This window comes from Arthrobacter sp. C152 (assembly GCF_054890965.1).
Genome location: NZ_JBTZSU010000046.1, coordinates 1 through 12,295 on the forward strand (window position 1 = coordinate 1; position 12,295 = coordinate 12,295).

11 protein-coding genes and 1 tRNA gene are annotated in these 12,295 nt (G+C 67.4%); 2 read left to right on the plus strand and 10 right to left on the minus strand.

Features of this window, described 5'->3' with window-relative positions; all coding sequences use genetic code 11:
• Positions 1–127 precede the first annotated feature (127 nt).
• The 10 genes from ACYSM9_RS19845 to ACYSM9_RS19890 all read right to left on the minus strand — a co-directional run bounded on the left by ACYSM9_RS19845 (position 128) and on the right by ACYSM9_RS19890 (position 9,721).
• Positions 128–204: transfer RNA gene (locus ACYSM9_RS19845), tRNA-Pro, on the minus strand.
• Between the two features lie 132 nt (positions 205–336).
• Complete coding sequence (der, locus tag ACYSM9_RS19850; protein WP_461858664.1) at positions 337–1,887, minus strand: ribosome biogenesis GTPase Der; 1,551 nt, start codon at positions 1,885–1,887, stop codon at positions 337–339.
• Positions 1,888–1,897: 10 nt separating this feature from the next.
• On the minus strand, positions 1,898–2,575 hold the full coding sequence (locus ACYSM9_RS19855; protein ID WP_461858689.1) for a lysophospholipid acyltransferase family protein: 678 nt from the start codon (positions 2,573–2,575) through the stop codon (positions 1,898–1,900).
• Positions 2,576–2,606: 31 nt separating this feature from the next.
• Positions 2,607–3,320, minus strand: coding sequence for a (d)CMP kinase (gene cmk, locus ACYSM9_RS19860; protein ID WP_461858665.1), 714 nt, complete (start codon positions 3,318–3,320; stop codon positions 2,607–2,609).
• The gene (locus tag ACYSM9_RS19865) at positions 3,320–4,429 is read right to left on the minus strand and encodes a prephenate dehydrogenase (protein WP_461858666.1); all 1,110 of its coding nucleotides are present in this window, start codon (positions 4,427–4,429) and stop codon (positions 3,320–3,322) included. Before ACYSM9_RS19865 ends, cmk begins: the two co-directional genes overlap by 1 nt.
• A gap of 3 nt (positions 4,430–4,432) precedes the next feature.
• On the minus strand, positions 4,433–5,638 hold the full coding sequence (locus ACYSM9_RS19870) for a pseudouridine synthase (RefSeq protein ID WP_461858667.1): 1,206 nt from the start codon (positions 5,636–5,638) through the stop codon (positions 4,433–4,435).
• Between the two features lie 110 nt (positions 5,639–5,748).
• The gene (scpB, locus tag ACYSM9_RS19875; RefSeq protein ID WP_461858690.1) at positions 5,749–6,363 is read right to left on the minus strand and encodes an SMC-Scp complex subunit ScpB; all 615 of its coding nucleotides are present in this window, start codon (positions 6,361–6,363) and stop codon (positions 5,749–5,751) included.
• A 56-nt stretch (positions 6,364–6,419) separates the two neighbouring features.
• Positions 6,420–7,235: a segregation and condensation protein A gene (locus ACYSM9_RS19880; RefSeq protein WP_461858691.1), complete on the minus strand. Its 816-nt coding sequence runs from the start codon at positions 7,233–7,235 to the stop codon at positions 6,420–6,422.
• A gap of 7 nt (positions 7,236–7,242) precedes the next feature.
• Complete coding sequence (locus ACYSM9_RS19885; RefSeq protein ID WP_461858668.1) at positions 7,243–8,142, minus strand: ParA family protein; 900 nt, start codon at positions 8,140–8,142, stop codon at positions 7,243–7,245.
• Positions 8,143–8,374: 232 nt separating this feature from the next.
• The gene (locus ACYSM9_RS19890; protein ID WP_461858669.1) at positions 8,375–9,721 is read right to left on the minus strand and encodes a cation:dicarboxylate symporter family transporter; all 1,347 of its coding nucleotides are present in this window, start codon (positions 9,719–9,721) and stop codon (positions 8,375–8,377) included.
• A 167-nt stretch (positions 9,722–9,888) separates the two neighbouring features.
• Between ACYSM9_RS19890 and ACYSM9_RS19895 the strand changes: the two genes are divergently transcribed.
• Together ACYSM9_RS19895 and ACYSM9_RS19900 are read left to right on the plus strand one after the other, a co-directional pair.
• Positions 9,889–11,523 (plus strand): sensor histidine kinase, encoded by a 1,635-nt coding sequence (locus ACYSM9_RS19895; protein WP_461858670.1) that lies wholly within the window; start codon positions 9,889–9,891, stop codon positions 11,521–11,523.
• A complete protein-coding gene (locus tag ACYSM9_RS19900; protein ID WP_461858671.1) occupies positions 11,520–12,233 on the plus strand; it encodes a response regulator in 714 nt (237 codons plus the stop codon). Before ACYSM9_RS19895 ends, ACYSM9_RS19900 begins: the two co-directional genes overlap by 4 nt.
• Positions 12,234–12,295 lie beyond the last annotated feature (62 nt).

Consider the following 12,295-nt stretch of genomic DNA (forward strand, 5'->3'; position numbering starts at 1 on the left):
GTCTGGATCAACCAACCCACCCCACAGCTGTCACAAACAGCTTGAGAAATACCGGCGTCCAGGGTGTCTTGTCCGTTGGCAGGTGTGAAACGCAAAAGCCGCGGAAACCAGAGTTTCCGCGGCTTTTTGGTCGGGCTGACAGGATTTGAACCTGCGACCCCTTGACCCCCAGTCAAGTGCGCTACCAAGCTGCGCTACAGCCCGCTGGTTCCGCCGTTCTCCGCTGATTTCCATCAGCAGTCCGGCCGAACCACCTAGAAGAGCTTACACGATCCGGAGGGGTGTCAATGACACTTTCCGGGTTTCAGCCCCAACGTGTCGAAGACAACACCGGAACTAGCGCTTCCGGCCGCGCTTTTCCCGCACGCGCATGCTGACCTCGATGGGCGTGCCCTCGAAGCCGAACGTTTCACGCAGGCGCCGGGTGATGAACCGGCGGTATCCGGGGTCAAGGAACCCGGTGGTGAACAGCACGAACTTCGGCGGCCGGCTCGAAGCCTGCGTGCCGAACAGGATGCGTGGCTGCTTGCCGCCACGGACCGGGTGCGGGTGCGCTGCCACCAGCTCGCCCAGGAATGCATTCAGGCGGCCCGTGGGGATCCGCCTGTCCCAGTTCTCCAGGGCAAGGTCCAGTGCGGGAACCAGCCGGTCCTTGTGCCAGCCGGTCTTCGCCGAGATGTTCACGCGCGGCGCCCAGTCCACGTGCGCCAGGTCCTGCTCGATCTCGCGTTCGAGGTAGCGGCGGCGTTCGTCGTCGAGCAGGTCCCACTTGTTGAAGGCCAGGACCAGGGCCCGGCCGGACTCGATGGCAAGCTGAAGAATACGGACGTCCTGCTCGCTGAGGACCTCGTCGACGGCGAGGAGCACGACGGCGACCTCCGCCTTTTCCAGGGCGGCCTGGGTCCGCAGCGACGCGTAGTAGTCGGCGCCCTGTGCCATGTGCTGGCGCCGCCGGATGCCGGCGGTGTCAACGAACCGCCAGGTGCGGCCACCGAGTTCGATGAATTCGTCCACCGGGTCCCGGGTGGTGCCGGCGGTGTTGTCCACCACCACGCGCTCGGACCCGGCAAGCTTGTTCAGCAGCGAGGACTTGCCCACGTTCGGGCGGCCGATCAGGGCGATGCGGCGCGGGCCGCCGGAGCGGTCCGTTCCCTCGATCAGGGAAAACTCGGGCAGCACGTCCATGACCTTGTCCAGCAGGTCTGCCACGCCGCGCCCGTGCAGGGCCGAAACAGGGTACGGCTCGCCGAAGCCGAGGCCCCACAGGACCGCCGAGTCCGCCTCCTGTGCGAAGTCGTCCACTTTGTTGGCGACCAGGATGACCGGCTTCTTGCTGCGGCGCAGCATCTTCATCACGGCTTCGTCCGTGGCGGTGGCGCCAACAGCCGAGTCCACGACGAAGAGGACGGCGTCGGCCAGCTCCACGGCCATCTCCGCCTGTTCGGCCACGCGCGCGTGGATGCCGCGGGCGTCGTGTTCCCACCCGCCGGTGTCCACCAGGGTGAAGTTGCGGCCGTTCCAGTGGGCCGGGTACATCACGCGGTCGCGGGTGACGCCGGGAGTGTCCTCCACCACGGCCTCGCGCCGGCCCAGGATGCGGTTTACCAGGGTTGATTTCCCCACGTTCGGCCGGCCGATAATGGCCAGCACGGGGTCCAGCTTGGCGGGGCCTTCGAAGTCCTCGTCGCTAAACCCGCCGCTGAGCAGGGCGGCATCGTCCTCGTCGAGGTCGTAATCCTCCAGCCCGGCCCGGAGGGACGCCGCACGCAGCTCCGCTTCGTCGTCGTCGATGGCCGCCAGACGTTCGGCAACCTGGTCGACGCCCGCGGGCGTGTACTCGTCGTCGTCGGCGCCGGAATGTCCGGAAGTCTGCGTGGTGTCGCTCATTGCACTGTCCTTAGTGGTCATCTGCCGGCGTCCCGGCTACTGCTGTCAAGTCTTTGTGGCCAGCGAACGGCAAGGGCTGCCCGCTGAGTTGAACGGTGTCCTGGACGTGCCCCGCCAGCGCTGCCCGGATCTCCTGCGCCGCCCTGTCCATTGAAGCACGGCCGCTTTCGCCGGCCCGGCGGGACAGCGTGAGGGCTGCCCCGAAGCTGACGTGGAACCGCCGCCCGGGCCGGGGCACGAAGTCGAGGTGCTCGTGGCCCGCCCTGGTGCCCAGGATGGCGACCGGAACCACCGGCGCGCCGGAGTTCAGCGCCAGCCAGGCGACTCCACCGTTGATGTCCGCGGCCTCGCCGCTGCCCCGCGTCCCCTCGGGGAGGATCCCGACGCACCGGCCGGCGTCGAGCACGTCCTTGCAGCGCTGCAGCGCGGCGCGGTCCCCGCTGCGGTCCACCGGAAGCTGGCCGGAGGCTGTGAGCACCCGGCCCAGGAAGCCCTTGAACATCTCCTGTTTGACGAGGATGTGCATGGGCCGCGGCGCCGCGCCGAACATTACGGGCCCGTCGAGGAAACTGATGTGGTTGCCGGCGAAGATGACAGGTCCCCCGGTGGGGACGTTGCTCCTGCCGGTCACCGAAGTCCGGTAGACCAAGTGGTCCAGGATCCAGCCCACCGGCCTGCTCCACGCCATGGTCAGGCCTGACGGGAGGCCTGCCCTGCCGTCAGTCACGGTTCAGGACCTTGGTGACAATCACGAGGGCGGCGTCGACCGTCTGTTCGAAGTCGAGGTCGGAGGAGTCCAGCGTCACCACGCCGGAGGCGGCCTGGGTGAAATTGACGACGGTGGAATCCTTCGCATCGCGGTGCGTTACCTGCGCCTTGAGCTGCTCGGCGTTCTGGGTGCCGCCGAGCTGGATGCCCCGGCGCCGCAGCCTGGCTTCCTCGCTGGCGGTCAGGAGCATCCGCACCTCGGCACCGGGAGCGACGACGGTGGTGATGTCCCTGCCTTCCACCACCATGCGGCGGTGGTGCTTTTCGATCAGTTCGCGCTGCCGCCGGATGAGTTCAGTCCGGGCGCCGAGGGTGGTGGCGACGGAGCTGACGGCCGAGGAGATGGCGGGTTCACGGATGGCATCGGTGACGTCCACCCCGTCCACGCGGACGAATTCGTCGTTGGGACTGGTGCTCAGTTCCAGGACCAGGTCCCGCGACGCCTGTTCCACCGCGGCACCATCCTCCAGGTCGATGCCGGTGGTGACACAGTGCCAGGTGAGGGCGCGGTACATGGCCCCCGTGTCCAGGTAGGCGAGGCGGAGCCTGCGGGCCACTTCCTTGCTGACGCTGGACTTGCCGGAGCCGGAGGGCCCGTCGATGGCAACGACCAGGGGCCGGCCCACCCGCAGGGCAGGCAGAGTGTCAAGAAGTTCCTGTGTCATTACTGGAGTACCCGCCATCCGCGGTCGTTGAGTGCTTCGATCAGGTGGTCGTGCTTGTTCGGCAACACGGAGATTTCCACCATACCCACGTTTTGGCCCGAGGAGTGGTCAAGCCGCAGGTCCTCGAGGTTGACGCCGATCTCACCAATTTCGGTCAGCAACTGCGCGATCTGCCCGGGCTTGTCATCCACCAGGACGGTCAGCCAGGAATAAGCCTGCGGCGGGCCGCCGTGCTTGCCCGGAATGCGGGCCTGGCCGGCGTTGCCCTCGCTGATCAGCTGGGCAAGGTCCAGCCGGGCACCGGGCGCGGTCGGCTGTTCCAATGTTCCGATCAGCCGGTTCAGGTCCTCGCGGACCCCGTAGAGGATCTCGACGACCTTGGCAGCGTTGCCGCCCAGGATCTGCACCCACAAGGTGGGGTCGCTCGCGGCAATCCTGGTGACGTCGCGCAGGCCGTTGCCGGCGAGGGACAGCGCATGCAGCGGCGTACCCTGCAGCCTGCTGGCCATCAGCGAGGACATCACCTGCGGCAGGTGCGATACCAGGGCCACCGCTTCGTCGTGTTCATCCGCCGTGAACTGGGAAACCACGGCGCCCAGGTCGGCGGACAGCGAACGGGCCACCTGCAGGGCGTGCCCCGACGACTCCTCCGACGGGCACACCACCCAGGGCATGGACGTGAACAGTTCGCCGCGCGCGGCTACGGGGCCGGACTTTTCACGCCCGGCCATCGGGTGCGTGCCGACGTAGCGGGACAGGTCGGCCCCCAGGCTGCGGAGCCGGGACAGGATGCCGGCCTTGACGCTGGCGATGTCCACCACCACCGCGCCGGGGTAGGTGTCCAGCGCCTGGTGCACGACGTCGGCCGTGACGTCCGGAGGAGCCGCGACCACAACGAGTTCCGGCGCGGCGCCGGCGAGTTCGGCCAGCGGGCGTCCGGCACCGATGTCAACGGCCACGGCCTGGTTGGTGGGTGACGGATCGGACAGGAAGACCGGGACGCCGCGCCCCCGCAGGCCAAGTCCGATGCTGGTGCCCAGCAGTCCCGTACCGATGACAACCACCGGCCCGTTCAGGTGTCCGCGCCCGTGGCTGTGGAATGAGGACACGGCTCAGAGCCCTACGGAGGCGAGCAGATGCCCGATTTCCTGCTTGCCCAGGTTGCGGATGCTGCCCTGGCGCTGGTCCCCCAGGCCGATCGGTCCCACCTTGACCCGGACCAGCCGCTGGACCGGGAAGCCGACGGCGTCGAAGAGGCGGCGGACGATGCGGTTCTTGCCGGAGTGCAGCACAACTTCGATCAGGACGTGCCCGGGTGTGGAGTCGACCAGCCGGAAGGAGTCGACCGAAGCCACGCCGTCCTCGAGTTCGACGCCCGCCTTCAGCTGGGCACCGATGCCCTGCGGGAAGGGGCCGCGGACCTGTACCAGGTAGGTCTTGGGCACCTCGTAGGACGGGTGGGTGAGCCGGTTGGCGAGTTCGCCGTCGTTGGTCAGCAGCAGCAGGCCTTCCGTGGCGACGTCGAGTCGGCCAACGTGGAAGAGCCGTTCACCGGTGTTCTTGTTGCTCTTCAGGAAGTCGCTGATGCAGGGCCGGCCCTCGGGGTCCTCCATGGTGGAGACGACGCCCTTGGGCTTGTTGAACACCATGTAGACCAGGTTTTCGTCCAGCTGGATCCGCAGCCCGTCGACGTGGATCACCGCAGTCTTCGGGTCCACGCGGACGCCGGGTTCGGTGACCACCATGCCGTCGACCTCCACGCGGCCTTCGGCGATCATCTCCTCGCAGACCCGGCGCGACGCCACCCCTGCCGAGGCCATCACTTTCTGGAGGCGGACGCCGTCGGCATCATGAAGCTCGGACTGGGGAGCACTGCCGCGCGGACCCTTCTTCCGTCCGGGCTTGCGGACCGGGCCCAGGTTCTGTCCGAAACGTTCGCTGCCGAAGGCACGGGAGGCGGCGGCCCCGGGCACGCCGGTACGTGGCTTGGGTTTGGGGGCGCCGGGCGTTCCCGGGGCCTTCTTGGCGCCGGGCTTGCGTGCTGCGGGCTTGCGCGACGACGGCCTGCCCGGCCTGGCGCCCTCGGCGCCGTGTTCGGGCCGGCCACCGGCGAGGTCGGGGTCGATGAAGCGTTCCTCGCGCGGCTTGGGCGCGCGGTGCGGGCGGTCGCCGCCGAATCCCGAGGCGCGCTTGCCCGCGCTGCTGCGGGATCCCCCGCTGAAGTTTCCGCCCTGTGGGCTGCGCTGCTGGGAACCGCGTTCCTTGCCGCTGCGTCCCGAACCGTTACGTGGTGAACCCTGGCGTCCCGCCTGTGTCATGACCCGTCCTTCGATGTATTGGCCGGCACGATGTCCAAGGACAACCCTAGCCAGCCGCGCAGATTTAGTCTGCCCTGATAAGAATATTCATGCAGGCGGGAGGTTCCTGCCTACATGGTGTCGGCGTCGTAGAACTCCGAGATCCCGTCGAGCCCCGGAAGGTGCGGCGACAGTTGGGGCAAGTCCTCCACCGAACCGATCCCCATCCGTTCGAGGAAATACGAAGTGGTCCGGTACAGGAGTGCGCCTGACTCGGGATCCGTTCCCGCGTCCTCGATCAGCCCGCGCTGGGCCAGCGTCCGTACGACGGAATCGACATTGACCCCGCGAATTGCAGACACCCTGGCCCGGGAAACGGGCTGCCGGTATGCGATGACTGCCAGCGTTTCCAACGCCGCCTGGGTGAGCCTGGCGGTCTGTCCTTCGAGCACGTACTTGCCAACGACGTCGGCAAACTCCGCCCGCGAATAGATCCGCCAGCCACCGGCGATGTTCCGCAATTCAAAACCCCGGGGGCTGGAACCGAAGCCAGCGGCGCTGGCCTCCTCCATATCCGGGGCGTTAACAGTATAGCCGTTGTACTCGCACTGCAGTTCTGCCAGCAGCGACTGCACCGTTTCCACGGTCAGGCCTACGCCCGCGGCGAGTTCCTCTTCCGTGGCGGGTTCGTCCACAACCATCAGCACCGCCTCGATGGCCGCCTTGGCGCCGCCGGGACGCGCCAGGAAGTCCTGGCGGCCGCCTGCGTCTTCCTCGGGCCCGTTGCCACAGGGGTTGCCGTTCACGGCTGCTCCTCGAATTCTTCGCTGACATTTGCTGCGGACCAATCCCGGTCCCCGGCCGTCCAGTGGACTGCCAGTTCCGCCAGCGGGGACAACTGGTCAAAGGACACTACCCGGTCGCGGAACAGTTCCAGCAGTGCCAGGAACCGTGCCACCACCACCAGCGTGGAACCGGCGTCGGCAATCAGCGACCGGAAGGAAAGCGGGGACTCCTTCTGGAGGCGCAGTCCCAGCACCTCCGCCTGTTCCTTGACGCTGACGGTGCCGCCGTGCAGGTGGCCGAGAGCCACCTGCGGGGCCTGCGGCGGCGCTTTGGGCCGGAGCGCGGCCTCGGCCAGCGCAGCGAACTGGGCCGGAGTGTGCTTCCAGACCAGCTCGGGCAACATGGCCGCAAAGTGTTCCTCCAGCCCCACCTGCCGCGGAAAGCGACGGCCTTCGTGGTGCAGGGTTTCACCCAGAAGGGCGGCCACCTGCTTGAACGCCTTGTACTGCAGCAGCCGGGCAAAGAGCAGGTCCCGCGCCTCCAGCAGCGCGATGTCCTCGTCGTCCTCGACTTCCCCGGCCGGAAGGAGCCGGGCGGCCTTGAGGTCCAACAGCGTGGCGGCGATCACGAGGAACTCGCTGGCCTCGTCGAGCGCCCACTCCTCGCCCAGGTCCTGCAGCTTCCGGATGTATTTGATGAACTCATCCGTCACGGAAGCGATGGCCACCTCGGTAATGTCCAGCTGGTGCTTGGCGATCAGTCCGAGGAGAAGATCGAACGGCCCCGTGAAGTTGGCCAGCCGCACCTCGAAGCCGGGTTTGGACTCGGCCACGGCGTGGCTAGGGTGCGCCACCGCGGGAAATCAGCTCCTTGGCCAGGCGGCGGTAGGCGTCGGCACCCACGTGGTTGCCGGCATAGCTGGTGATGGGCTCCGCCGCGACCGTGGCATCGGCGAACTTGATGGAGCGCTTGATCACGGTCTCGAACACCTTCTCGCCGAAGGCCTCCACCAGGCGGGTGATGACCTCACGGCTGTGCAGCGTCCGGGCGTCGTACATCGTGGCCAGCACGCCGTCCACCTGCAGCCGCGGGTTGAGGCGGTCCTGGACTTTGTCGATGGTTTCCACCAGCAGTGCCACAGCGCGCAGGGCGAAGAACTCGCAGATCAACGGGATGATGACGCCATGGGCGGCCGTGAGGGCGTTGACGGTCAGCAGGCCCAGCGAGGGCTGGCAGTCGATCAGGACGACGTCGTAGTCATCCTCGACCTTCTTGAGGGCACGGTCCAGGACCTGTTCCCGGGCAACCTCGTTGACTAGCTGCACTTCGGCCGCGGAGAGGTCGATGTTGGCGGGCAGCAGGTGGACGTTCTCCACGCCGGTCTGGTGGATGGCGTCGCGGATGTCCACCTTGCGGTCCATCAGGACGTTGTAGACGGTGAGGTCCAGCTCATGCGGGTTCACGCCGAGGCCGGCGGACAGGGCTCCCTGGGGATCGAAGTCAACCAGCAGGACCCGGCGGCCGTACTCGGCGAGCGCCGCCGCAAGGTTGATCGTGGAGGTGGTCTTGCCGACCCCGCCCTTCTGGTTGACCATGGCGATCACGCGGGCCGGGCCATGGGCGGACAGCGGTGCGGGTTCGGGGAACTCGCGCAGCGGGCGTCCCGTAGGGCCCATCACCGCGTTATCCAGGTCGAATTCCGTGCCTTCCAGAGTTGCCGAACCCTGTTCGCTGCTCACGTATCTGTCCACACTTTCGATGACGGTGATTTCCTGCCGCTGGCTCGCCAGCGCCGTTCGTTCTTGCTCCCAAGGTTACAGCGCCCGACACGGTATTCGAGGGAACTTGACTTTCCGCGGATGTTGAGCCTTGACCCTCTAGTTGAGGTCGAAGGTTACTCCGGCGCATGCGAAAAACCGCCCCCGCAGCATTGCTGCGGGGGCGGTTTAGCCGCGGTCGGGCTGCGGAAGGTCAGGCCTTGGCGGCCTCGCGTGCGCCTGCTTCCTTGGGGGCCACCTCGCCGTGGTGGTGGACCAGCATCGTTGCCTCGTCGAAAGGTTCCTCGCCGGACAGGACCCGGGTGACCTGGCCGCCGTCGATCTCCTTGACCCAGGTACCTACCAGGACCGTGGCGACGGCGTTGCCAGTGAAGTTGGTCAGGGCGCGGGCCTCGGACATGAAGCGGTCGATGCCAACGATGATGCCCACGCCGCCCAGCAGTTCCGGCTTGTGTGCCTGCAGGCCTGCAGCCAGGGTGGCCAGGCCGGCGCCGGTCACGCCGGCGGCCCCCTTGGAGGCGATGATCATGAAGACCAGCAGGGAGATCTGGGCACCGAGGTCCAGCGGGGTCCCCATGGCGTTGGCCACGAACAGGGAGGCCATGGTCAGGTAGATGGCCGTGCCGTCCAGGTTGAACGAGTAGCCGGTGGGAACGGTGACACCGACGACGGGCTTGGAGACACCGAGGTGCTCCATCTTGGCGATGAGTCGCGGCAGCGCGGCTTCGGAGGAGGAGGTGGAGAAGATGATGAGGTATTCGCGGGCCAGGTACTTCATCAGCTTGAAAATGTTCACGCCTGCCACCACCTGGAGGAGGCCGCCGAGGATGACCACGATGAACAGAGCACAGGTGATGTAGAAGGCGATCATCAGGGTGAACATGCTCACGATCGCCTGGATGCCGGTGGCACCGACGACGGCGGCGATGGCGCCGAAGGCACCGATCGGAGCCGCCCACATGATCATGATGAGGATGCGGAACACCAGCGCCTGGCCGTGGCCGATGGCCTTGAGGATCGGCGCGCCCTGGGGGCCCATCTTCTGCAGGGCGAAGCCGACCAGGATGGCGGCCAGCAGGGTGGGCAGGACCGGGATGTCACTGGGGATAATGCCGAGCAGGAAGTCCACGGTGCTGTCCGTCGCGGCCTTCTTGTTGGGGTCGTACGGGGTGAGCTTGAGGCCCTCGCCCGGGTGGATGATGTTGCCCACCACCAGGCCGATGGCCAGCGCGAAGGTGGACATGACGATGAAGTAGCCCAGGGCGAGTCCGCCGACCTTGCCGACGGTGGCCGCCTTGGCAATGGAGCCGATGCCCAGGACGATGGTGCAGAAAATGACCGGCGCGATCATCATCTTGATGAGCTTGACGAAACCGTCACCCAGGGGCTTGAGGGACTTGCCCACCTCCGGGAACAGCAGGCCCACCACCGCGCCGAGGACGACGGCGGCGATGACGGCAATGTAAAGGTAGTGCGACTTGTCCAGTCCCTTGCGCCGCGGGGCCGCGGTCTCGGGCGACTCTCCTCGTTGAGAAGCCATGATGTGTCTCCTTGTGGATATTCTGATAGACGCTGCGGCGCAGTCTCTGGGCTCAACACGTCCTTGCGATGTGATATCCATCATTGGGCACCCCGTGATCCAGCTCACCGTTGCGTTCATATTGGTCGCGAGCACACACAGGCCGGGGAAGAGGCCGGGAGGTTGGCATGATCCACCGCTGGAGTATCGCCCGCCGGCTGTTCGTGGCAAACCTGCTGATCGTCGTGTCCTTCATCGCCATTGTGGGAACCGCCGCCTACGTGGACGCCCGGGACCGCACCTACGACGAGGCGGGCCGGCGGATGGAAGGCGTCGCGGCGTCCATCGCCGCCAATCCCCTGGTGCTCCAGGCGGCCGCCACCCCGGACCCGTCCGCCGTGCTGCAGCCGTACGCCAAGGACGTCACCGCGGCGGCACGCGTGGACTTCATCACCATCATGGCGCCGGACAGGACGCGCTGGACCCACCCGCGGGATGAGGAACTGGGCCGCCCCTACATCGGCTCCATTGACGCCGCACTCCAGGGCAGGTCCTTCACCGAGGTCACGGCCGGGACGCTGGGCCCGTCCGTGCGGACGATCGTCCCCGTCAAGGATGCTGCCGGAACCGTCAAGGCGCTCGTCGCGGTGGGGGTTACGGTCCGCAGCGTGGACGTCGCCCTGGAGGGGCGCCTGCCGGTCCTGCTCGCCGTCGGGGCCGCCTTGCTCGTGGGCGGTTCGCTGGCGTCATGGCTGCTCGGCCGGTACCTGCGCCGGGTCACCCGGGGGTGGGGACCCGAGCAACTGGCGCAACTGTTCGCCTACTACGAGTCGGTTCTCCACTCGGTCCGCGAAGGCCTGATCCTCCTCGACGCCAGGAAACGCGTGGTGATGTACAACGACCAGGCGGCGGAGCTGCTGGGACTGCCGCAGACCGGCAGCAACGATCCCACCAGGCCGCCGTCACTGGATGAACTCCCGCTGGACACGGAACTGCTCAGCCTGTTCGAATCCGGCCGCACCACCAAGGACGAGATCGTCCTGACCGGCTCCCGCGTGCTCGTGGTCAACCAGGCGCCGGCGCGGGGCCCCGATTCCCCCGGGACGCGGGGCAAGGTCCTCGTCTACGGAACGGTGGCGACCCTGCGGGACAGGACGGAAATCGAAGCCCTCGGCAACGAACTGCAGACCATGCGGACCCTCTCCGATGCGCTGCGGGCGCAGACCCATGAGCACGCCAACCGGCTGCACACCATGGTCTCGCTCCTGGAACTCGGCCGGACAGCCGAAGCCCTGGACTTTGCCACCCAGGACCTGGCGCTGAGCCAGCGGCTGACCGACGACATGGTGGGCTCCATCGACGAGCCGGTGGTCGGTGCGCTGGTCATGGGCAAGGTGGCCGAGGCGCACGAGCGCGGCGTCCGGCTGGAGGTGTCCACCCTGGGATCCGGCATGGCCCCCGGTCTGGCCGTACAGGACCTGGTGACGATCCTGGGCAACCTGCTGGACAACGCCATCGATGCTGCCGCGGACGCGCCCCCGCCCCGGCGGGTGACCCTGACCGTGGAATCCGACGAGGAAGGGCTGGACATCGCCGTCAACGACTCCGGCCGGGCGATCGACGCCGCGGATGCAGACCAGCTGTTCCGGCACGGCTACAGCACGAAGCCCGCGGGCCCGGGTGGCCGTGGCATCGGCCTCGCGCTGGTCCGGCAGGCTGTCAACCGCCTGGGCGGTACGCTGGCCATCAACGGCCGGCGCGGCGCCAAGTTCGAAGTCTTCCTGCCGGCAGCGGCGTCCCCGGAAAAGGAGCAGAGCCAGTGAGCAACATCCGTGTCCTCGTCGTCGAGGACGAGGCCATCGCCTCCGCCGCGCATGCCGCCTATGTGGAGCGGCTGGAGGGGTTTGAGCTCGCCGGGACGGCGCCCGACGGGCAGTCGGCCTTGAGGCTGCTGAACGAATTCGTGGCCGCCGGCCAGCCGGTGGAGCTGGTCCTGCTGGACATGAACCTTCCCGACCTTCATGGTCTGGACATCGCCCGGCGCATGCGGTCGGCCGGCATTCTGTCCGACATCATCGCCATCACGGCGGTCCGCGAGCTGGCCATCGTCCGCAGCGCGGTGGCGATCGGCGTGGTCCAGTACCTGATCAAGCCGTTTACGTTCGCCACGTTCTCGGACAAGCTGGAAAGCTACCGGCAGTTCCGCCAGCAGCTGGCCGGTTCCGGGGGCGGCGCCGGCAAGGGTGGCGCCTCGCAGAGCGAGGTGGACCAGGCCTTCGCGAGCCTTCGGGCGCCGTCAGAGCTCCCGCTCCCCAAGGGCCTGTCCACCTCCACGCTGGGGTCCGTCCAGGAGTTCCTCCGCCGGCAGCCGGAGGCAGTGTCAGCTACCGAGGTCATGGATGCCCTGGGGATGTCCCGGGTGACGGCCCGGCGCTATTTGGAGTACCTGGCCGACGCCGGGACGGTGTCCAGGACAGCCCGTTACGGCACCCCGGGCCGGCCGGAGAACGAATACCGGTGGAGCGGGCGCTGACGGCCACCACCCTCGGTATGTATACAGGAAGAGGGGAAATTACGGCTTTTTAGTCCGAACCC

Excerpts from the sequence above, each read along its gene's own strand:
- der (WP_461858664.1), bottom strand. The coding sequence starts at position 1,887 with ATGAGCGACACCACGCAGACTTCCGGACATTCCGGCGCCGACGACGAC.
- ACYSM9_RS19855 (WP_461858689.1), bottom strand. The coding sequence starts at position 2,575 with ATGGCGTGGAGCAGGCCGGTGGGCTGGATCCTGGACCACTTGGTCTAC.
- cmk (WP_461858665.1), bottom strand. The coding sequence starts at position 3,320 with ATGACACAGGAACTTCTTGACACTCTGCCTGCCCTGCGGGTGGGCCGG.
- ACYSM9_RS19870 (WP_461858667.1), bottom strand. The coding sequence starts at position 5,638 with ATGACACAGGCGGGACGCCAGGGTTCACCACGTAACGGTTCGGGACGC.
- ACYSM9_RS19890 (WP_461858669.1), bottom strand. The coding sequence starts at position 9,721 with ATGGCTTCTCAACGAGGAGAGTCGCCCGAGACCGCGGCCCCGCGGCGC.
- ACYSM9_RS19895 (WP_461858670.1), top strand. The coding sequence starts at position 9,889 with ATGATCCACCGCTGGAGTATCGCCCGCCGGCTGTTCGTGGCAAACCTG.